The sequence below is a fragment of the Streptomyces sp. NPDC006798 genome (genome assembly GCF_040635975.1).
Taxonomy (GTDB): domain Bacteria; phylum Actinomycetota; class Actinomycetes; order Streptomycetales; family Streptomycetaceae; genus Streptomyces.
In genome coordinates this window covers 139,708-159,592 of the sequence record NZ_JBEYIS010000011.1, presented here as the reverse complement: position 1 = coordinate 159,592, position 19,885 = coordinate 139,708, and the positions used below count along the sequence as shown (strand labels likewise).

General features: G+C 72.6%; 17 protein-coding genes and 1 tRNA gene. 12 read left to right on the top strand and 6 right to left on the bottom strand.

Annotated features, from left to right (window positions below; translation table 11 throughout):
- Positions 1 to 29 precede the first annotated feature (29 nt).
- The 3 genes from ABZ714_RS10315 (at position 30) to kdpB (ending at position 4,326) form a co-directional block, all read left to right on the top strand.
- On the top strand, positions 30 to 1,172 hold the full coding sequence (locus tag ABZ714_RS10315) for a sugar phosphate isomerase/epimerase family protein (protein WP_358824736.1): 1,143 nt from the start codon (positions 30 to 32) through the stop codon (positions 1,170 to 1,172).
- A 531-nt stretch (positions 1,173 to 1,703) separates the two neighbouring features.
- A tRNA-Leu gene (locus ABZ714_RS10310) sits at positions 1,704 to 1,791 on the top strand.
- 381 nt (positions 1,792 to 2,172) lie between these two features.
- Positions 2,173 to 4,326, top strand: a complete 2,154-nt coding sequence (kdpB, locus tag ABZ714_RS10305; protein WP_358824735.1) for a potassium-transporting ATPase subunit KdpB — start codon at positions 2,173 to 2,175, stop codon at positions 4,324 to 4,326.
- Positions 4,327 to 4,370: 44 nt separating this feature from the next.
- On the opposite strand, the gene ABZ714_RS10300 is transcribed toward kdpB, so the two are convergent.
- Entirely contained in the window at positions 4,371 to 4,793 is a 423-nt protein-coding gene (locus ABZ714_RS10300) for a VOC family protein (protein WP_358824734.1), read from the bottom strand.
- Between the two features lie 137 nt (positions 4,794 to 4,930).
- On the opposite strand from ABZ714_RS10300, the gene ABZ714_RS10295 reads away from it, so the two are divergent.
- Positions 4,931 to 5,929, top strand: coding sequence for a WYL domain-containing protein (locus tag ABZ714_RS10295; RefSeq protein WP_358824733.1), 999 nt, complete (start codon positions 4,931 to 4,933; stop codon positions 5,927 to 5,929).
- Here the strand turns inward: ABZ714_RS10295 and ABZ714_RS10290 are convergent.
- Entirely contained in the window at positions 5,911 to 6,390 is a 480-nt protein-coding gene (locus ABZ714_RS10290; protein WP_358824732.1) for a CGNR zinc finger domain-containing protein, read from the bottom strand. The two genes, ABZ714_RS10295 and ABZ714_RS10290, sit on opposite strands and share 19 nt — an antisense overlap.
- 105 nt (positions 6,391 to 6,495) lie before the next feature.
- Here ABZ714_RS10290 and ABZ714_RS10285 point away from each other — a divergent pair, with 105 nt between their 5' ends.
- The 4 genes from ABZ714_RS10285 (at position 6,496) to ABZ714_RS10270 (ending at position 9,400) form a co-directional block, all read left to right on the top strand.
- On the top strand, positions 6,496 to 7,362 hold the full coding sequence (locus tag ABZ714_RS10285) for an alpha/beta hydrolase (protein ID WP_358824731.1): 867 nt from the start codon (positions 6,496 to 6,498) through the stop codon (positions 7,360 to 7,362).
- 75 nt (positions 7,363 to 7,437) lie between these two features.
- Entirely contained in the window at positions 7,438 to 8,337 is a 900-nt protein-coding gene (locus ABZ714_RS10280) for a macrolide 2'-phosphotransferase (protein WP_358824730.1), read from the top strand.
- 32 nt (positions 8,338 to 8,369) lie between these two features.
- Positions 8,370 to 8,651 carry a hypothetical protein gene (locus tag ABZ714_RS10275; RefSeq protein WP_358824729.1) on the top strand — a complete coding sequence of 94 codons (282 nt, stop codon included), beginning with the start codon at positions 8,370 to 8,372 and terminating at the stop codon, positions 8,649 to 8,651.
- An 89-nt stretch (positions 8,652 to 8,740) separates the two neighbouring features.
- Positions 8,741 to 9,400, top strand: a complete 660-nt coding sequence (locus ABZ714_RS10270; protein WP_358824728.1) for an arylamine N-acetyltransferase — start codon at positions 8,741 to 8,743, stop codon at positions 9,398 to 9,400.
- 10 nt (positions 9,401 to 9,410) lie between these two features.
- On the opposite strand, the gene ABZ714_RS10265 is transcribed toward ABZ714_RS10270, so the two are convergent.
- On the bottom strand, positions 9,411 to 13,325 hold the full coding sequence (locus tag ABZ714_RS10265) for a hypothetical protein (protein ID WP_358824727.1): 3,915 nt from the start codon (positions 13,323 to 13,325) through the stop codon (positions 9,411 to 9,413).
- Positions 13,326 to 14,445: 1,120 nt separating this feature from the next.
- Between ABZ714_RS10265 and ABZ714_RS10260 the strand changes: the two genes are divergently transcribed.
- The gene (locus ABZ714_RS10260; RefSeq protein WP_358824726.1) at positions 14,446 to 14,877 is read left to right on the top strand and encodes a hypothetical protein; all 432 of its coding nucleotides are present in this window, start codon (positions 14,446 to 14,448) and stop codon (positions 14,875 to 14,877) included.
- A 582-nt stretch (positions 14,878 to 15,459) separates the two neighbouring features.
- Here ABZ714_RS10260 and ABZ714_RS10255 read toward each other — a convergent pair.
- A complete protein-coding gene (locus ABZ714_RS10255; RefSeq protein ID WP_358824725.1) occupies positions 15,460 to 16,365 on the bottom strand; it encodes an NAD(P)-binding domain-containing protein in 906 nt (301 codons plus the stop codon).
- Between the two features lie 50 nt (positions 16,366 to 16,415).
- Here ABZ714_RS10255 and ABZ714_RS10250 point away from each other — a divergent pair, with 50 nt between their 5' ends.
- Positions 16,416 to 16,823, top strand: a complete 408-nt coding sequence (locus ABZ714_RS10250) for a MerR family transcriptional regulator (protein WP_358824724.1) — start codon at positions 16,416 to 16,418, stop codon at positions 16,821 to 16,823.
- A 63-nt stretch (positions 16,824 to 16,886) separates the two neighbouring features.
- On the opposite strand, the gene ABZ714_RS10245 is transcribed toward ABZ714_RS10250, so the two are convergent.
- Entirely contained in the window at positions 16,887 to 17,339 is a 453-nt protein-coding gene (locus ABZ714_RS10245) for a DUF1801 domain-containing protein (protein ID WP_358824723.1), read from the bottom strand.
- Positions 17,340 to 17,589: 250 nt separating this feature from the next.
- Here ABZ714_RS10245 and ABZ714_RS10240 point away from each other — a divergent pair, with 250 nt between their 5' ends.
- On the top strand, positions 17,590 to 18,327 hold the full coding sequence (locus ABZ714_RS10240) for a TetR/AcrR family transcriptional regulator C-terminal domain-containing protein (protein ID WP_358824722.1): 738 nt from the start codon (positions 17,590 to 17,592) through the stop codon (positions 18,325 to 18,327).
- A gap of 30 nt (positions 18,328 to 18,357) precedes the next feature.
- Here the strand turns inward: ABZ714_RS10240 and ABZ714_RS10235 are convergent, their stop codons facing one another.
- Complete coding sequence (locus ABZ714_RS10235; protein WP_358824721.1) at positions 18,358 to 19,062, bottom strand: SDR family oxidoreductase; 705 nt, start codon at positions 19,060 to 19,062, stop codon at positions 18,358 to 18,360.
- Between the two features lie 288 nt (positions 19,063 to 19,350).
- Here ABZ714_RS10235 and ABZ714_RS10230 point away from each other — a divergent pair, with 288 nt between their 5' ends.
- A complete protein-coding gene (locus ABZ714_RS10230; RefSeq protein ID WP_358824720.1) occupies positions 19,351 to 19,821 on the top strand; it encodes a hypothetical protein in 471 nt (156 codons plus the stop codon).
- Positions 19,822 to 19,885 lie beyond the last annotated feature (64 nt).

Here is a 19,885-nt window from a genome sequence, read left to right as displayed (position 1 = left end):
CCTCTTCCTCCTCTTCCTCCGATGAATCGTTGCGCCGGGCGCTGGGAGTCCACCGCCGCCGCTTCCTCACCACATGTACGGCGGTGGGCGCGGCGGCCGTCGCCGCCCCCGTCTTCGGCGCCTCGCCCGCCCTGGCCCACGGCCGCGGCCGGGACGACGACGACCACGGCCACGGCCATGAGCACGGCCATGACCGGAAGGCGCTCGTCCCCGCCGACAAGCGGGGTCTGATCCTCTACACGGTCCGCGACGCCATCGGCCGCGACCCCGGCACCACCGATCTGCCGTCCGGCTTCCGCGAGGTCTTCCGCGAGCTGTCCCGCTACGGCTACCGCCAGGTCGAGTTCGCGGGCTACGGCCAGCACGCCAACGCCCCCGGCGGCGCGAACCTGGACTCCGTCGCCGGAGCCCGCCTCCTCCGCTCCTGGCTGGACGACTACGGCCTCCGGGCCCGCGGCAACCACGGCTTCATCCCCGGCTCCTGGCCGCTCACCACCCCCGACCTGGACCGCTTCAAGCAGGCGCTGGAGATCGCCAATATCCTCGGTACGGGCCATATGGGCACCGGCGGCGACCCCACCTGGGGCTCCACCAGGGCCGAATGGGACGAGGCCGCCGACAAGTGGAACACGCTGGGCGCGATCGCCCGCCGCGCGGGCATCAAGCTCTACACCCACAACCACGACACGGCCTACGACTTCCTCCTCGACGGCGGGCCCCTCGACGCCCAGGGCCGCCCCACCCGCAGCTCCGGCATCCGCAAGCTGGAGTACTTCCTCCGCCGCACCGACCCCGGGAACGTCTATCTGGAGATGGACGTCTTCTGGGCCCATGTCGCCCAGTACAAGTTCCACACCTTCACCGCCCACGACGGCACCCGCGTCCGCCGGATCTTCGACCCGGCCGCCCTGGTCGCCCGCCAGAACAAGCGCTACCCCCTCTTCCACGCCAAGGACGGAGTGGTGAACCCGGCGAGCGGCATGGGCTACGACATGGTCCCCTTCGGCACCGGCGACATCGACTACCGCCGCTTCTTCTCCCGCGTGGGGGAGCGGAACCACCACAACCCGATGGTCGAACAGGACAACGCCCCCAACGGGTCGGTTCCCGGCCAGTCCCTGGAGTACGCCCGCACCGGCTACCGCAACCTCGCGGCCCTCCGCCGCCACTGATGCCCCCCGCGTTACGCCCCGGTGACCCCGGGTGGCCTCCCGTACCCCCTCCGCCCCACCGGGAGGCCACCCACGACCGGCCGGATCGCGTCTGTACTCCCGTCGCGTCCGTCACTACGTTCCGGGGAGACTCTCCGACCCACCCAGGGGGTCGAGGTCAGGGTCTGCTGGATCGCGACCGAGACCTGCGAGGGCTGGACCTGGGCCCCGCGAACAGCTGGACCGTGATCGCCTACGACGTCCCCGACAACACGCATTACTTCCTCCGCTTCCAGGCGGCCGGCAACGGCCGGGTCGCCGACTGACCGCCCGGGCCACGGCCCCGACCGGGCTCCCCGGCACCGTCCCGGGGAGCCCCGTACGATCACGGTAGGTAACGTTCCGTAACGGCTCGTTCCGCCGCCTGCCCGGCGATCCCCGAAAACCCCCGCGCACCCCACTGACCACGGAAAACGTGGTCGATAGGCGCCCCGATCCCCTGGTATTGTTGTCCATGTCGCCGAGGGGAACACCCCCGAGGCGGTCACCTGAGTCCGGGTGGCGGAATGGCAGACGCGCTAGCTTGAGGTGCTAGTGCCCTTTATCGGGCGTGGGGGTTCAAGTCCCCCCTCGGACACCAGTAAAAACCCCAGTTGATCTGGGGTTTTTTGCGTTTCGGAGTGATGGCGTGACCAGCCGCGTGACCAGCGGCCCGGAAGGTGCCCTGGTCGGGCCGGGGCGAGAGGCCGATCCGATGGCACACACTGACACGTCCTTGATCGTGCCTTGACGCGTCCCGTACGCCGCTGTCAAGAAGGCGCCAATTCCCTCACGCGGCGGGACGTCTCCCCGGAGTCCGGCAGTAGTTTCCTGCCTGTCGCGCCGCCGGGGTCTCGCCTATTCACGTGACGGCCGAGGGGGTCCAGGATTCAGCTCCCGGCAGCGACACCCCTCGCCCGCGCCGTCCCGGCCGTGAACCGCCGGGCCTGCCGCGCCCCGATCTGAATCAGAAGGTCGCTCCATGCCTCCCGTCACCTCTGGGCAGCACGTTCCCTCCGGTCTTGATACCCCTTCCCGGGCTCTGGTCACCCGGCACGCCCGGAAACGCTCCGACCGGGTGAGCACGGTGGATCCCGACCTTCTCGCCGCCTCCGCGCGGGAGGCCTGGGCCAAGCTCCATCCGCGCGAACTGGCGAAGAAGCCCGTGCTGTTCGTCGTCGCCGCCGGGTCCGTTCTGACTACGTTGTCGGCGCTCGTCCACCCGTCCGTATTCACCTGGGTGATCAGCGTCTGGCTCTGGCTCACCGTGCTGTTCGCCAACCTGGCCGAGGCGGTCGCCGAAGGCCGTGGCCGGGCCCAGGCCGAATCCCTGCGCAAGGCCCGTACGGACACGGTCGCGGTACGCCTGATCCACTGGACGTACGGGGCGAACCTGAGCCGGGCCGAAACCGAGGTGGTCACCCCGGCCGATCTCCAGCCGTTCGACTTCGTCCTGGTGTCCGCGGGGCAGCTCGTCCCCGCTGACGGCGATGTGGTCGACGGCGCCGCGATGGTGGACGAGTCCGCCGTCACCGGAGAATCGGCCCCCGTGCTCCGGGAATCGGGCGGCGACCGGTCCGGTGTGACGGGCGGGACGACCGTACTGTCCGACACTCTCGTCGTACGGGTCACCTCGCGCCCCGGGCACAGCTTCATCGACCGCATGATCCGCTTGGTCGAGGGCGCCACCCGGCAGAAGTCCCCGAACGAGATCGCGCTGAACATCCTGCTGGCCGCGCTCACTGTCGCCTTCGTGCTGGTGGTCCTCGCCATCCAGCCGATGGCCGCCTTCGCGGACACTCCCCAGTCCACGACCGTCCTGGTCGCCCTCCTCGTCACCCTCATCCCGACCACCATCGGTGCCCTGCTGTCCGCGATCGGCATCGCGGGCATGGACCGGCTCGTCCAGCGCAATGTCATCGCCATGAGCGGCCGAGCCGTGGAAGCGGCCGGTGATGTGAACACCCTGCTCCTCGACAAGACCGGAACCATCACCCTCGGAAACCGTGAGGCCGAGGCCTTCATCCCGCTCCCCGGCACGGACCACGTCAAACTCGCGGACGCCGCTCAACTGTCCTCTCTCGCCGACGACACCCCTGAGGGCAGGTCGGTGGTGGCCCTCGCCCGGCGGTACGGGCTGGAGCCGATGGCCGTCGAGGATCTGAGCCGGCCGCGCTTCACCAGGTTCAGTGCCCGCACCCGGATGAGCGGCATCAACCTGAGCTGGGACAACGGCGCGGGCTGCGCGATCCGCAAGGGCGCGGTGACACAGGTCTGCGAATGGGTGGTGGCACGCGGCGGGGCGGTACCGCCCGAGGCCGCGGCGTGGTCGGCCGCCGTCTCCGAGTCCGGCGGGACCCCGCTGCTGGTGGCGGTCCACGATGGGGACGGCCCGCGTGTCCTCGGGATCGTCCACCTCAAGGACGTGGTCAAGGAGGGCATCCAGGAGCGGTTCGCGGAGCTGCGCGCCATGGGAATCCGTACCGTCATGGTGACCGGGGACAACGAGCTGACGGCCCGCGCCATCGCGGCCGAGGCCGGTGTCGACGAGTACCTCGCGGAAGCCACCCCCGAGGACAAGCTCGCGCTCATCAAGCGGGAGCAGGACGGCGGCAAGCTCGTCGCGATGACGGGCGACGGCACGAATGACGCTCCCGCCCTGGCCCAGGCGGATGTGGGCGTGGCCATGAACACCGGCACCTCGGCCGCCAAGGAAGCCGGGAACATGGTCGACCTCGACTCCAACCCCACCAAGCTCATCGACATCGTCGAGATCGGCAAGCAACTCCTGATCACCCGCGGCGCACTGACGACCTTCTCGATCACGAACGATGTGGCGAAGTACTTCGCGATCATCCCCGCGATGTTCACCACCGCCTATCCCGGCCTCGAAGCCCTCAACATCATGGGCCTGCACAGCCCGACCTCGGCCATCACCTCGGCGATCATCTTCAACGCTCTGATCATCGTCGCCCTGATCCCGCTCGCCCTGCGCGGAGTCCGTTACATGCCGGCCTCCGCACACGACCTGCTGCGCCGCAACCTCGGGGTCTACGGCCTCGGCGGCCTGATCCTGCCCTTCGTCGGCATCAAACTCATCGACCTGCTGGTGTCCACGATCCCCGGTATCGGCTGAAGCCGGGACGGGCGCCCGTCCCGGCTTGCCCGCCCCGGAGGGGGTCAGCCGTTGTAGGGGGCCGCGACGTCCAGGACCCAGGTGACGCCGAAGCGGTCGGTCAGCATGCCGTACAGCGGGGCCCAGGCCGCGGGCTCCAGCGGGCGCAGTACGTTCGAGCCCGCGGCCAGGCGGTGCCACAGGGTGCTGATCTCGTCCGTGTCCTTGCCGCGCACCGACACGAAGAACGGGTTGGTGCCCGGCTCGTACGGCATCGCCGAGGGCACGTCGTAGGCCATGACGCGGAAGCCGTTGTCGGCGACGACCTGGCCGAACATCACCTGGTCCGCCTCGTTCTCGTTCTGGACGTTGCCCGCGTCCCGGTAGGTCACCGCGACGGTGTGCCCGCCGAAGACGGACTGGTAGAAGTCCAGCGCCTCACGGGCCGAGCCGCGGAAGTTCAAGTGCGTGGTGGTGGTGACGGACATGGTCTGCTCCTGGCTTGAAATGCGCCGGATGAGGCACACGCGGATGACGGGCGAAATGCCCTTCCTCGGAATCCGTGGTGGAGCCTGGCATCAGTACAGGACAGCTTGTGTCCTGTACTGATGCCAGGCTCGGCGGCATGCAGAAGACGTCCTCACGGCTCCTGACCCTGCTCTCCCTGCTCCAGGCGCGACCGGAGTGGAGCGGCGACGATCTGGCCGAGCGGCTGGAGGTCACCGTGCGCACCGTGCGCCGCGACATCGACCGGCTGCGCGCGCTGGACTACCCGGTCGCCACGGACAAGGGCCCGGGCGGCGGATACCGGCTACGTCCCGGATCGCGGATGCCGCCGCTGCTCTTCGACGACGAGCAGGTCGTCGCGCTGGCCGTCGCGCTCCGGAGCGCCGCCCACCCCGGGATCGCGGAGGGCGCCGAACGGGCGCTCGCGACGATCCGGAACGTCCTTCCCCCGCGCCTGCGGCAGCGCGTCGACGCACTTGATGTCACCACCGTGCGCCCGCCCGGTCCCGGCGCCCCACCGGCCCGGGCCCTGGACCTGCTCACCACCGTGAGTACCGCGATCCGGCGTCGCGAAGTGCTGCGCCTGGACTACACCCCGCACGAGGGGGCCGCGCCGCGGCGGCGCCGTGTGGAACCCCATCACCTCGTGGCCCGGCGCACCCACTGGTATCTGCTGGCCTGGGACCTCGACCGCGAGGACTGGCGTACCTTCCGCACCGACCGCATGACCCCGCGTACGCCGACCGGGCCGCGCTTCACCGCACGCCGGCTGCCCGGCGGAGATGTCGCCGCGTTCGTCACCAGCCGGTTCCGGGGCTCCGACGGAACGGGAGCCGCCTGGCCCTGCCGGGGCGAGGTCGTCCTGGATCTCCCCGCCTCCGAAGTCGTGCCCCACGCCGCCGACGGCATCGTGGAGCCGCTCGGGCCCACGCGGTGCCGCCTCATCACGGGATCCTGGTCCTGGACCGCCCTCGCCGCCGGCCTCGGCCGATTCGACGCGGACCTCCGCGTCATCGGCCCCCCGGCCCTCCGCGAAGCCTGCGCCGCCCTCGCCCGCCGCTACGCCGCCGCCACCGAGCCCGACCCGCTGGAAGCGTCTCAGCGGTTGCGTTCGTAGTGGCGGCGGGCCTTCGCGCGGTTGCCGCAGAGGGCCATCGAGCACCAGCGGCCCCGGTTGGCGCGGCTGCGGTCGAGCAGGAAGAGGCAGCACGCGTCGTTGGCGCAGGGGCGCAGCCGGCCGGGCAGTTCTTCCTCGGTGGCGGCCCAGGCGAGTACCGCCTCGACGGCCAGCCGGGCGTGCGGAGGGGTCTCGATCGTCCACCGGAGGCCGTCCGGGGTGATTTCCGGGATCCGGCGGACCCCTTCGAGCAGCGGGCCCAGTGCGGTCGGCGGGCTTTCTCCCCGTACGACGTCCCCCAGGGTGTCCCGGGCCCGGCGCAGCAGCGCCAGCTCCTCTGGGCTGCCGTCGCCGCCGCGCTCCCGGGCCCAGCGGCTGCCCTCGGCCGGGTCGTCCAGCGCGTCCCGTACCTCGCCGTCGACCAGTGACCTGCTGTTGAGCAGCTCCAGCAGCGTGTCCATCGGCCGCTTCTCTCTTTCTAACCAGATCCAATCGTTTGACAGGTTAACCCACCCGTGCTTGCATAACGGAGACCTAACCGGATTGATTCCTCGAAGGGGTTAGAAATGAGCTCGGTGCGCCACCGGACCGCCACTGTCGACGGCCATCGGATCTTCTATCGCGAGGCCGGCCCCGCCGACGCCCCCGCGATCGTCCTGCTGCACGGCTACCCGACGAGTTCGTTCATGTTCCGTGAACTCATCCCGCTGCTCGCCGACGACTACCGCGTCATAGCGCCGGACTACCTGGGCTTCGGCCACTCCGACGCCCCGCCCGTATCGGAGTTCGACTACACCTTCGAGGCCCTCACCGACCTCACCTCCGCCCTCCTCGACCAGCTGGGCCTGGACCGCTACGCCCTCTACGTCCAGGATTACGGCGCCCCCATCGGCTGGCGCCTCGCGCTCAAGCACCCCGAACGGATATCCGCCCTCGTCACCCAGAACGGCAACGGCTACGAGGGCGGCTTCGTCGACTCCTTCTGGGCCGGACTGTGGGCCTACGGGGCGAACCCCGGCCCCGACACGGAGCCCGCCGTCCGCGCCGCGCTGAGCCCCGACTCCATCCGCTGGCAGTATCTGCACGGCGTGCCCGACCCCAGCCTGGTCAGCCCGGACACCTGGGAGCACGACATCGCCCTCGTCTCCCGCGAGGGCAACGACGAGATCCAGCTCGCGCTCTTCCGCGACTACCGGAACAACCGCCCGCTCTACCCGCTCCTGCACGAGTTCCTCCGCACCAGTGGTGTCCCGGTCCTCGCCGTCTGGGGCCGTAACGACGAGATCTTCGCCCCGGAGGGCGCGCGGGCCTTCGCCCGTGACGCCGAGGACGCGGAGGTGCATCTGATCAACGGCGGTCACTTCCTGCTGGAGAGCCACCTGGACGTCGTCGCGGGCTATCTGCGCGGCTTCCTCGGGCGCGTCCTGCGATAGGCGGGGCCTTCAGCGGCGCGGCCGGGTCGGGGCAAGATCCGGAAGCGGCCCGGGTGCCGGTGAGAGCGTGGGTCCATGAGCACGATCGACGACGTCATCGCCCTGGCCGCCGCCCATGGACGCCGACTGTCCGCGCGGGGCGCCACCCTGAACGAAGCCGGGCTCGACTACCGGGTCGTCATGGCCTCCGACGCGGGCGGCCGGAGATGGGTGCTGCGGGTCCCGCGGCGGGCCGATGTCTCCGAGGGAATGGCCGCCGAGACACGCATCCTCGATCTGGTCCGGCCCGTACTGGCCGAGGCCGGGGTCGCCGTGCCCGACTGGCGGATCCGGTCGCCCGAGCTGATCGCCTATCCGGCCCTGCCCGGGGCGCCCGGGCTGACGCTGACCGACGCGGGGGAGCCCGCATGGCAGATGGATCCCGCCGATCCGGAGTACGCCGGGCGGCTGGGGCGGCTGCTGGCCCGGCTGCACTCCATCGGCCCGGAGCGGGCCGGGGCCGCGGGCGTCGAGGTACGGAGCCCGGAGCGGGTGCGGCAGGCGTGGCGGGACGACATCGCCCGGGTGGCCGAGGCGTTCACCGTCCCGCCCGCCGTGGCCGAGGGCTGGCGGGCCTGGCTGGACGACGACTTCTGCTGGCCCGAGCGGACCGTGATGACGCACGGCGAGATCTACCCGGCGCATGTGCTGTTCGACGGCGAGGGCGCGATCACCGGCGTCCTGGACTGGACCACCGCCCGGGTGGACGACCCGGCCCGGGACCTGTCCGCCCAGTACGGCGCGGCGGGCGAGGAGATGCTGCGGGCCGCGATCGACGCGTACGAGCGGGCGGGCGGGTACGCCTACCCCGGTCTGGCGGCCCAGGCGGCGCGGCTGTGGGACGCCTCGCCGGTCGGGTACGCCCTGTACGCGCTGACCACCGGCGCCGAGGCCGACCTGACGGCCGCCGCGGCGATGCTGAACCCCGAAGCCTGACGATCTCCGGTCCGCGGGCGGCGTCCGGACGGGTGGCAGCGGTACGGAGGGCCCGTCGTCCCGCCGTCTCCGCGCCGCGGGGTGCGACCCCGGGCGCCGCTCGCCGTCCCTCCGTACCGGCGACGATCGAGGCCCTCGCCGTCGGGCTCGGCATCCTGTCGGCCCTGTACGGCCCCGTCATCATCTACGTCCAGTGCCGCCAGGAGAAGCGGAACCAGGAGCGCTCCCGGGCCGCCCTGCGTCTGCTCCTGGACCGAGGGCCGCCCCCGCCGCCCGCGCCGGGGACCGATGGGCATTCCGGGCCCCGACCCTGAGCCGCCGTCATGGCTGACCGGCCGAAAGGCGTTGCCCGGACGCCGGCACCGGCGACTAAGGTGATCATGCGTTCGAATCGCGGGGCGGTGTGATCGATGTCGACGGGTATCTGCGGGTACTCGGTGTGGACCGGCCGCGGCGGGCCGATGCCGAAGGGCTGTGGGCGCTGCACCGGGCCGGGGTGCGGGACGCCCCGGAGGATCCGGCGGGTGTCCAGGGCAATCATCTGGCCCTCACCGTACGGCTCGACGGCGAGCCGTGGCTGGTCGATACGGGGCTCGGTACGGCGGTCTACGAGCCGCTGCCGCTGCGTGCGGGCACCTGTGTCCAGGGCCCGTTCGGCTATGGAATGGTGCCGTCGTCGGCGGCGCCCGGCGGATGGCGGTTCGTACACGATCCGCGCGGGGCGTTCACGGCGATGGACTTCGCGCCGGACCCGGTGGAGCCGGCGTCCTTCGGGGCGGAGCATCTACGGCTGTCGACCTCGCCCGACTCCCCGTTCGTCCGGGTCGTCACCGCTCAGGTGCGGCGCGCGGACGGCGTGGACGTGCTGCGCGGCCGGGTGCCGAGCCGGATCCGGGCCGGGGGGACCGACGAGCGGACCATCCACGCGGCCGACGACTGGTTCGACGTACTGACGGGGGTGTTCGGGCTGGATCTGGGCGATGCCGACGCCCCCGCCCGGGCCGGGTTGTGGCGGCGCGTCCGGGCCGCGCACGAGAAATGGGCGGCCGGGCAGCCGGGGTGAGCCGTGGCCGTCAGCCGGCCCCGCAGGTGGCGCGGTACGGCCGGTCCGGGATGAACTGCCGCCACTCCTGGGGTGTCAGATCGCGGGCGAGGGTCGCGCACAGCCCGGCCGCCGTGTGGCCCGGGTCCGTGTCCCAGAGGCGGGCCGTCCGGTCGTCGCCCGTGGTGGCGAGGGTTTGGCCGTCGTGGCTGAAGGTGACCGCGCGGATCTGGGCGGCGTGGCCGGTGAGGGTCGCGAGGAGTGTGCGGTCGGTGAGGTCCCAGAGCATGACGGATGTCTCCGCGTTGGCGGTGGCCAGGGTGCGGCCGTCGGGGCTGAAGGCGACGGAGTGCGCGGCTCCGGCGCTGCTGGCGAGGGTGGAGCGGCGGGTGCGGCGGACGGTGTCCCAGAGGATCACGGTCCGGTCGATACTCGCGGAGGCGAGGGTGAGCCCGTCGGGGCTGAACGCGACCGCGCGGACCTGGCGGGTGTGGCCCGAAAGTACGGCCGTACGGACCCATCGGGCCGTGTCCCACAGGGTGACCCGGCCGTCGTAGTCGGCGGTGGCGAGGGTGCGGCCGTCGGGGCTGAACGCCACCGCGTTGACCCCGCTGCCCGCCGGGCCGGTGCCGACGGTCAGCCGGGCCGTGACCGTATGCCGCCGGGCGTCCCGGACGACGACCGTCCGGTCGGCGCTGGCCGTGACGACGAGGCCGCCGTCCGGGCTGAACGCCACGTCCGTCAGCCGTTCGGAGTGGCCGGTGAGCCGGACCGGCGGGGCGCGGCCGGTGAGGTCGTGGAGGGTGAGCGCCTGGCTCCCCGGGTCCGGCGGCCGGGCGGGGCCGCCCGCGCTGTCGGCGGAGACGCCCGACGCCGTGGCCAGGGTGCGGCCGTCGGGGCTGAACGCGACGGCCCTGACCTGGCCCGGCTCCCGGGCGAGTATCCGGGGGCGGGTACGGCGTTCCGGGTCCCACAGCATGGTCGCCCCGTCCTGGCCGACGGTGGCGATGGTCCGGTCGTCGGGGCTGAGGGCGATGTCGTGGACCCGGCCCCGGTGTCCGTTGAGCGGCCCCTGGGTGGCGTCCCAGAGGGTGATCGTCCCGCTTTCCCCCGCCACGGCGAGCTGTCGCCCCGGCGGGTTGAAGGCGAGCCCGTAGACGTTGGCGCCGTGACCCGCGAGCGTGGCCCGGGGGGCGCGCCGCCGGATGTCCCACAGGATGACCGTATGGTCCTGGCCGCCGCTGGCCAGGGTCCGCCCGTCGGGGCTGAACGCGACCGTTCTGACCTCCGCCCCGTGGCCGGGCAGTACGGCGACCCGGCTGCCCCGGGCGACGTCCCAGAGCCGGACCGTGTGGTCCTGGCCGCCGCTGGCGAGGAGCTTTCCGTCGAGGCTGAAGGCCACGGAGTCCACGGACGCGGTGTGCCCGGTGAGCCGGGCGAGCGGCTTCCCGTCGGCCGTGCGCCACAGCCGGACCGTACGGTCGGCGCCCGCCGTGGCGACGGTACGTCCGTCGGGGCCGTACTCCACGGACCAGACCCGGCCGGTGTGTCCGGTCAGGGTCAGCCGACGCCGGTTCGCGGCGTCCCGGATGACGACGGTGCCGTCGTCACCGGCGGTGGCGAGACCGTTGCCGTCGGGGCTGAACGCCACGCTCCGGACCGGGCCCCGGTGCCCCGTCAGGGTCGCCGTCGGCTTCAGACCCAGGACGTCCCACAGCACCACCTTGCCGTCGTCACCACCGCCGGCCAGCCGCCGCCCGTCCGGGCTGAACGCCACCGTCCGCAGCCAGGTGGAGTGCTGGGACAGGGTCGCCGTCCGGATCCGCCGCCAGGTGTCCCACAGGACGATCTTCCCGTCCCGTCCGGCGCTGGCGAGCGTCCCGCGCGTGCTGTACGCCACCTGGGACACGGCGTCGGTGTGACCGCTCAGCTCGGTCTGGAAGAACCGGCGGGCCGACACCGATTGCAGGGCGCCGCGCGCCTCCGGCGTGTCCGAGGTCCGGTACGCCTCCACCCCCAGCAGCATCGCCGTACCCGGCCGGGAGTCCACCAGATTCAGCGCCTGGGCCGCGAGTTGCCGGGAGAGCGCGGCGTCCTGGGCGCCCAGGGCGTCGTTCCGGGCGGCGTCGGCGCCGCGCCACTGGGTGAACGCCACCCCGCCGAGTACCGCCATCACGGTCAGCACCAGGGCGAGCCCCACCACGAGTCGGCGCAGCCGGCGGGCGCTGCGGGCGATCGCGTCCTGTTCCCGGTCCTCCGCGGCGGCGCTCGCGTCGAGGAATTCCCGTTCCACTGCGGTCAGTTCCTCCCGGTGGCCGTTCCGGCCCGCCCACTCCCGGCCGACGGCCAGCCGGGTGCCCCGGTAGAGGGTGCCGGGGTCCCGGTCGAGGTCGGCCCAGATCCCGGCCGCGTCGGTGAGCCGCCGGTGGGTGAGGATGCCGTCGCGGTCCTCCTCGATCCAGGCCCGGAGCCGGGGCCAGCCGGTGATCAGCGCCTCGTGGGCGAGGTCGACCCCGTTGTCGTCGAGGGTGATCAGCCGGGCGCGCGCCAGGCGTTCGAGGACCAGGACGACATCCGCCGCCCGCCGCGACGCCTGTGGGCCCGTGCCGTCCCCGCCGACCGTCTCGAACTCCGCGCGGGGCGCCGGGCGCCGGGTGTCCTGGGCTCCCTCGCCCGGGGTGATCAGCCGGAGCAGCACTCCCCGCACCAGCCGCAGTTGTTCCGCCGAGAGCGGGGCGCAGACCTCCTCCGCCGTGGCGGCGATCGCGCCGTCGACCCCGCCCGCCGCCTCGTACGCCTCCATGGTGAGGGTACGTCCGCGTCGTCTGCGCCAGGTCTCCAGCAGGACGTGCGAGAGCAGCGGCAGTCCGCCGGGCCGCCCCGCGACCTCCTCCACCAGCCGGGTGGTCAGCGCCCGTTCGACGAAGAGCCCGTGGGCCCGGGCCGGGCCGACGACCGCCCGGCGCAGTTCGGCCGGGGTCATCGGGCCGACCAGCAGGGTCGTCTCGCGCAGTGCGTCGGCGAGCGGGCGGTGTTCGGCGCAGCGGGCGTAGAAGTCGGCGCGGACCGCGACGACGACCCGGATCCGGCTGCCGGGCCGCAGTACCGCGTCGAGCAGGCCGTCCAGGAACTCGGTGCGCTCCGCCGGGTCCTGGCAGAGGGTGAAGATCTCCTCGAACTGGTCCACGAGGACGACGACGTCGCCCGGTTCCCGGTGACTCTCCTCCCGTACCTGTCGCAGCCTTTCGAGGACGCGGGTGGGGCGTGGGCCCGGCGTATCGGCGACGATCCGGGCGATGCGCGGGTACGGGGCCCCGGTCCGCGAGGGCGCCGGGGGCGGCGCAGGCTGTGGCGGGGGCGGTGATTGTCCGGGAGTCCGGGCCTGCTCGGCGAGGCGTACGGCTCCGGGACGGACGGCTCCGGTGCGCCCGGTCCGCCGGACGGTCCCGTCGGTCCGGCCGTCGTCCGGCTCCCGCAGACGGGGGATCAGCCCGGCGCGCAGCAGTGACGATTTGCCGCTGCCGGACGCGCCGACGAGCGCGGCCAGTCGGTGGGTGCCGACCAGGCGCATCATGTCGTCGATCAGCCGCTCCCGGCCGAAGAACCGTTCCCCGTCCTCCCGCTCGAACCGGGTGAGCCCCGGATAGGGCGAGGCCGTGCCGTCGTCGGCCGGGGACAGCGCCTCGTTCGCCGCCTCGTGCCAGCGCCGCTCCCACTCGGCGGGGTCCGCGCCGCACGCGGTCGCGTAGGCGAGGGCGACTTCCTTCGACGGCAGCCGCTTCCCGTCCGCCGCGCGGGAGAGCACGGTGTCCGAGTAGGGGGCGCGGCGGGCCATCTCGCGATAGGTCGGGCCGCCCGCGCCGGCGCGCAGCTTCCGCAGCTCGTACGCGAACCGCTGTACGGGGCCCGCCCCGGGATCCAGCGGCTTCTCAGGACGTCCGGCCACGGGTCCCTCTTCCACGCCTGCCGTCGCGGGCGCACCGGGCTCCGCGTCACCGGCGAACGTACTGAGCGGCCGGAACTCCGGCAAGCGGGCAAATCCGGCCTAGGCCGTCATGTCGTAGCGCCTCCCGTACGACACGCATTGATACGCGCTCCCGACACTCCTGCGCACCAATGCCCCGCCCCCGAAAACTCGGAGTGATCCCGCACCACAGGCACAGCACGGCACGGCACGGCCGTCCACATCAACGGAGGAATCGCCATCATGAGCATCCGCAAGCGGACCACCGCCATCGTCCCGACCGTGGTGCTCGGCGCGGCCGTCGTGCCCCGGGGCACCCGCCGCCGCCGATCCCGCATCCGAAATCGCCGTCCCCGACCAGGGTGAAAGGCGGCGATATGAGTCTCCGGGCCGTCGCGTGGGGCAAGGCCGACGGGGCCCTCCGCACCAGCGGCCGGGCCGGCTCGGCCAAGATCTTCCGGACCTGGCGCCGCGGCGCCGACGGCAAGACGTACTACGGCAATCTCCGGGACACCTTCCACGACTACCAGGACGACAAGAAGCACGTACTGCTCCGGGCGAAGTGGCGGGGCGGTGGCTGGACGACGATCCGCAGCGCCGCGAACGCCGAGAAGCTCAAAGGCGACTACAGCAAGCTCAAAGGTCTGAACTTCCCGGCCTGGCCGCAGGACGGCCCCGGCAAGTGCGGCAAGGCCCGTAAGCCAACGGGGGAACGGGGGAACGGGGGAACAACGGGGGAAATCGGGGGGAACGGGGGACGGGGGAAACGAGGGAAGGGGGGAAATGGGGGAAACGGCCTCCGGGGACGGTTCGCGACGCCATGGGCGGCGGATCGTCTCCGGAGGCCACCGCGCGTTCCGGGCCCGCCGACGCGGGCCGCGCGGGGGCGACCTGAGGCGTACCCCGGCTCCGCCCGGCGGCGGGGCGGGATCGTCCGTCCGCGCGACGCCCCGGCACCGGGCTGGCGCGACGCTCGGGGCATGACTGCGGAAGAACTCGCCGGGCGGCCGTTCGGACCGGCCGCCGCGCACCGGCCGCCGCGCACCGGGCGGCGGCCCGGTGCGCCCTGCCGTGGGCCGTCGGCTGTACGGCCTTCGGCACCGTGGCCGCGCTGACCGGAACGCCGTTGCTCCGGGCGGGCGTGCTGGAGCTGCCCGCCGGATACGACTGGGCCGTCGCCGGGGTGGGCGCGGCGGCGGCGCTCTGTCTGGTGGCGGTACGGCGAGGGGCGCGGGTGGTGGTCCGCGTACCCCTGCTGGTGCTCTGCGGGCTGCTCGGTGTCGCGGCGTCCGGCCTGTTGACGGATCTGGTCGTGCTGCTGTCGGGCGCGGCGCCGGACGACTGGGCGGCGGCACAGCACGCCGTGGCGGCGGCCGGGGTACCCCTGCCGCTGGTCGCCGCCCGGTCCGGACGGCCGCCCGCGCCGCCCCGGACCCCGGCACAGGCACAGGCGCGGACGGAGGGGCCGGGGGAAGGCAGGAGTGGATCGTCGCCGCCGCCGGGACGGTGGCCTTCGTCCCTTGTGTGGCGATGAAACTGTGGTGGACGTCCGGCGGTACGTATGCCGGGCTCAGCGGCGCCGAACTGCGCGAGGCGTCCCGGGAGAACGGCGCTTCCGGGCTCTGGCCGGCCCTGGAGTCCCGGGGTATCGACGGGACCGTAATGCTCGCCGGGCTCGGGGTGCCGCTGCTGTGGGCTCTGGTCCGGCCCTGGGGCCGGGTCTTCCCGGGCCGGGTCCCGGGGCTGGGCGGCCGACGCGTGCCCCGTGCCCTGTTGCTGGTCCCCGGCACGGTCGGGGCGGCGAGTCTCGCCCCGTACGGGGTGATCGGGCTCGGCCGCTGCGCCCTCGCCACGGCCGGTGCGGTCACGATGCGGGCGGGGACTTCCCCAGCTCCGGTGACGCCCTGCTGGCCGCCTGGCCCGGGGTCGGCGGCTTCTGCGGCTACGGTGTCGCGCTCGTCGTCGCTCTGCGCGCCTACTGGCTGCGGACCCGGCCGGACGCCACCGCGAGCTGACTGCCGTGAGCTGACTGCCGTGAGCCGGTCGTCGTCACCGCGAGCCGGTCGCCGCCGCGCGGCGGGCGGCGGGCGGCGACGGCAGGCGGCCCGCGTCGGGGTCAGGGCTTGCGGAACTCCTCGATCAGGACCGGGTACTGCTCGCCGCCGCGCCCCCGGGCGATCGCCCGGTCCGCCATGGCCTTGAAGAGTCTCGGCAGCTCCGCGTTGACGCCCGCCGAGACGGCCTCCTCGATCAGATGGTCCATCGACCGGGCGTCGGTCTCCAGGGCCGCGACCTCGGCGGGGAAGGAGCCCCGGGCTATCTGTTCGGCGTAGCCGGGGAGCCAGCCGGCGACGCCGGTGGCCATCTGCTGGGCGAAGGGCGCGTAGACGGTGGCGTCGACGCCCGCCGTTTCGAGCAGGGCGGTGCCCTGGAGCCAGGCGTTGAGCACGGCCCACATCATGGTCAGTCCCGCCGCGTCGTACAGCGACGCCAGACCGGGGTCCGTGCCCAGGTGCGCGAGGGTGCCGAGGGCGGCGAGCGCCGGTTCGTGCGTGGCGAAGTCCGGCTGCGGGCCGCTGAGCAGGACGACCGCCTCGGCGGTGCCGATCACCGGCGGGACCGCCATGATCGCGCCGTCCAGATAGCGCGCCCCGTGCCCGCCGAACCGGTCGGCGGCCTCCCGGGCCCGGTCGGAGCTGCCCGAGGTGAGATTGACCAGAGTCGTGCCGCTCAGGGCCGGTCCGGCGGTGCCGAGCAGGTCGTGGACGGCGTGGTAGTCGGTGAGACAGAGCACGGTCAGGGGGCTCGCCCCGAGCGCCTCGGTGACGGTGGCGGCCCGGTAGGCGCCCTCGGCGGCCAGGGCTTCGGCCTTGGCGGGCGTACGGTTCCAGACCGTGGTGCGGTGTCCGGCCGCGAGGAAGGCGCGGGCCAGGGCCTGCCCCATCAGGCCAAGACCGAGGACGGTGACGGGGGCGCCGGAAACGGTGGAAGGGGTGACAGGTGCTTCGGTGTCGTCGTTCATGGCAGCATCGTCGACGTTCATACCGGTATGAAGGTCAAATCGGGGGTCGCGTGCTGATCGGGGAACTGAGCCGACGGACGGGCGTCAACGCCCACCAACTGCGGTACTACGAGGCCCAGGGCCTGCTGGAGCCGGAGCGCGGCGCCAACGGCTACCGCGAGTACGACGAGGGAGCCGTACTGAAGGTGCGGCAGATCCGGCATCTGCTCGACGCCGGGCTGTCGTCGGAGGACATCGCCTTTCTGCTGCCCTGCGCCCAGGGCGAGGCCCCGGAGCTGCCGGGATGTCCGGACTTCCTGGCCGCGATGCGGTCCCGGCTGCGGCGGCTGGAGGACGAGATGACCCGGATCGCCCGGTCCCGGGCCGCCCTGACCGACTACATCGCGGCGGCCGAGCGTATGGGCGACGCCAGCTATCCGCCGCTCGACGGCAGCGACCAGAAGCCCGTCCCCGCCTGAGCGAGGGGCGGGAACTAAGGGAGCGGGAGCCGCCGGGGGAGGGCTGCCCGGGGCGCGCCCGGGTCAGCCCACCGCCGTCTTCACCAGGGCCGCGATCCTGGACTCGATCTCCGGCGTGATCTCGGTGATCGCGAAGGACGTCGCCCACATCGAGCCGTCGTCCAGCTTCGCCGGGTCGTTGAAGCCGAGCGTGGCATAGCGAGCGGAGAACTTGGACGCAGCCTGGAAGAAACAGACGATCTTGCCGTCCAGCGCGTACGACGGCATTCCGTACCAGAGCTTGGGGGCCAGGGACGGCGCGGCGGCCGTCACCACGGCATGGATCCGCTCGGCGATCACCCGGTCCTCGTCGGGCATCTCGGCGATCTTCGCGACCACGTCCCGCGCCGCCTCCGCCTCCTTCTCCGCCCGCGACATCCGGCGCGCGGCCTTCTTCTTCTCCTGAAGGTGCTCCTTCAACGCCGCCCGCTCATCGGCGGAGAGCCCGACCTCTTCACCGCTATTGCTCTTGCCCATGACAGAACACCCCTTCCGGAAATCGCGATACACGGCCCGAATCGAGACCCACGGCCCGATTCCCGACCACTGCGAAAACCGTACCCGCGACCACTGACAATCCGACTGATCTGCGGAAACGTCCACCATCCGCGCCACTCGCCCCCGCCCGGACCGGCCCGTTCCAGCGGGCGGGCCGTCCGGGCGCCGGGCCGCCGGAGCGCCGTACTAGCATGGCGCCGAAACGGAGCGAGAGGGGTGGCCGGTCATCGTGAGCACGGCGGCAAGCGGCGGCGGTACGGCCAAGGGCGGCGGAGCCGCGTCCGGCAGCGTCTGGCTGCGTCCCCCGCGCCAGGCCCGGGCCGAGCCACCGCTGAGCCGGGACCGGATCGTCACGGCGGCCGTCGCCCTCCTCGACGACGAGGGCATGGACCGGCTGACCATGCGGCGTCTCGCGGAGCGCCTGGGCGCCGGGGCGACCACTCTCTACTGGCACGTCGAGACCAAGGACGACGTGGTCGACCTCGCCTTCGACGCCATCTTCGGCGAGGCCCCGCTCACCGGGCACCCGCACGGAAAAGGTGACGCCGGCTGGCGCGACGACGTGGTCGCCCTGCTCACCGGCTGCCGGGCGATGCTGCTCCGGCACCCGTGGTCCGGCGCCCTGCCGCTGCGCCGCCGTCCCTCCATGGGCCCGAACTTCCTCGGCTGGCTGGAGTGCCTTCAGTCGACGCTGGTCAGGGCCGGGTTCCGGGGCCAGTCCGTACAGGCCGCCTGCTGGGTGCTCTACAACCACGTCCAGTGCTCCACCGCGAGCCAGTCGAGCCTGCACTGGCCGGAGGAGGACCGGCTGGCCGCCCGTGAGCGGCTGCGCGCCGAGGCCGACCGCTACCCCACCCTCGTCGCCGGTGACTACGTCCTGGACGACGGCTGGGAGGAGAACTTCCGGCTCGGGCTCTGCTACGTCCTCGACGGCCTGGAGGCCCGGCTCGCCGCCGAAGCCTCCTGACCCGACGGCCGTCCGGACTGCCTCTACCGCTCACCGCCCGTTGCCGACGCCCAGCGCCTCTTTGAGGAAGACCTTGTAGTAGCGCGGCGCGCCCTCCGTGGTCAGTACTTCGATCCGGGCCCGGACGTGATGGTTCTCCACGGCCTCCCGTACGAGGACGTCCGCCAGGTCCGCCCGCGAGGTGAACCACCCCGGCCGGCGCCCGGTGTGTACGGAGTACCTCGTCGCCGTCGTCGCGTCGAAGAGCCCGGCCGGGCGGACCACCGTCCAGTCCAGGTCACTGGCCTCCACCAGGTCCTCCATCCGGCTCGTGTCGTCGTAGAGCGTCCGCCCCATCCGCAGCAGCGTCGGCACGATCACCTTGCGGAAGACCAGGGACTCACCCGGCGCCTCCACATAGTTCGCGCCGATCGAACTGACGCAGACCAGCCGCCGGATGCCGTGCTTCTCCATCGCCGCCATCACATGCGCCGTACCGCGTGAGTAGACCGTCACCGGTTCCTTCGTGTACGAGACCCCCACCGTCGAGATCACCGCGTCGTGCCCGGCCACCGCCTCGCGGACCGCCGCCGCGTCCTCGATGTCCGCCCGTACCACCCGCAGCCGGTCCGGTTCGGATATCGGGAAGTCGTCCGGGCGGCGGGTGACGGCCGTGACCGTATGCCCCTCCGCCAGCGCCTGCCGGGTCGTCAGCCTGCCGGTGGGTCCGTTGGCGCCGAAGATGATCAGTTTCACGCGCTCCTCCTCAGGGTGCGTACATTGATCGGGCTACTGGAACGTTGTTCTAGTGACTCGATCAATGTACCAGTGGTGCGGGTGTCGACGCGGGGCGCCCAAGTGGCACACCCCGGCCGGGAAAAGGAGAATTCAAGTGGGTGCCGGACGAACCGGTCCGCCTCGCATGTCGGCGAACAGACCTCGGCCGCCCCGGCTTTCCGGCCTGTCCGCTCGGCTCTTCTCGACCCCGCCCGGACCCGGTACGACGTTCGCGAGGCGCTGCCGTACGAAGCGGGAGGTGCCGCTGTGACGAATCCCCGAACCGTATTGACTCGGGCGAGCCAGGGCCCCGTACCGGAGAGTTGGCGGGTCTTCACCAAGAAGCGGGGAAAGATCTCCGGCTTTCTGCGCGGAACGTCGGACGACCCGGATCCGCTGCTGGTCATCACGCCCGACGAGGCCGTCGAGTACAAGGACGACCGCAAGCCGCTGAAGGTGGTCGACTTCGACGATCTGACCGACGTGACCCTGAAGGCTGCGGCGAGTACCTCCTCCGACAGCATGATGGCGAGCCTCGATGTGTGGCTGGACCTCGTCCACCGCGACGGCCGGAAGGAGAAATGGCGGTCCATGTCCTTCGCGGGCGATCTGCGGACCATCCAGGGGTTCATCGAAGCCTACGGAGTCCATCAGGAGTACCCCGCTCACCACCCGCCGCCCCCGCCCGTTCCGCCCGCCCCTCCGGCCCGGCCCCCGGCCGGACCCGGCGGATGGTGACCAGCCACCCGGCGGCGCGCCGCGTCCGGCGAATCCGCCCTGCGCGGGCCGTTGTGCGCCGGGC

Bases quoted from the DNA above. Each gene is read 5' to 3' on its own strand.
- kdpB (WP_358824735.1), top strand. From the start codon at position 2,173: ATGCCTCCCGTCACCTCTGGGCAGCACGTTCCCTCCGGTCTTGATACC.
- ABZ714_RS10300 (WP_358824734.1), bottom strand. From the start codon at position 4,793: ATGTCCGTCACCACCACCACGCACTTGAACTTCCGCGGCTCGGCCCGT.
- ABZ714_RS10295 (WP_358824733.1), top strand. From the start codon at position 4,931: ATGCAGAAGACGTCCTCACGGCTCCTGACCCTGCTCTCCCTGCTCCAG.
- ABZ714_RS10290 (WP_358824732.1), bottom strand. From the start codon at position 6,390: ATGGACACGCTGCTGGAGCTGCTCAACAGCAGGTCACTGGTCGACGGC.
- ABZ714_RS10285 (WP_358824731.1), top strand. From the start codon at position 6,496: ATGAGCTCGGTGCGCCACCGGACCGCCACTGTCGACGGCCATCGGATC.
- ABZ714_RS10280 (WP_358824730.1), top strand. From the start codon at position 7,438: ATGAGCACGATCGACGACGTCATCGCCCTGGCCGCCGCCCATGGACGC.
- ABZ714_RS10255 (WP_358824725.1), bottom strand. From the start codon at position 16,365: ATGAACGACGACACCGAAGCACCTGTCACCCCTTCCACCGTTTCCGGC.
- ABZ714_RS10245 (WP_358824723.1), bottom strand. From the start codon at position 17,339: ATGGGCAAGAGCAATAGCGGTGAAGAGGTCGGGCTCTCCGCCGATGAG.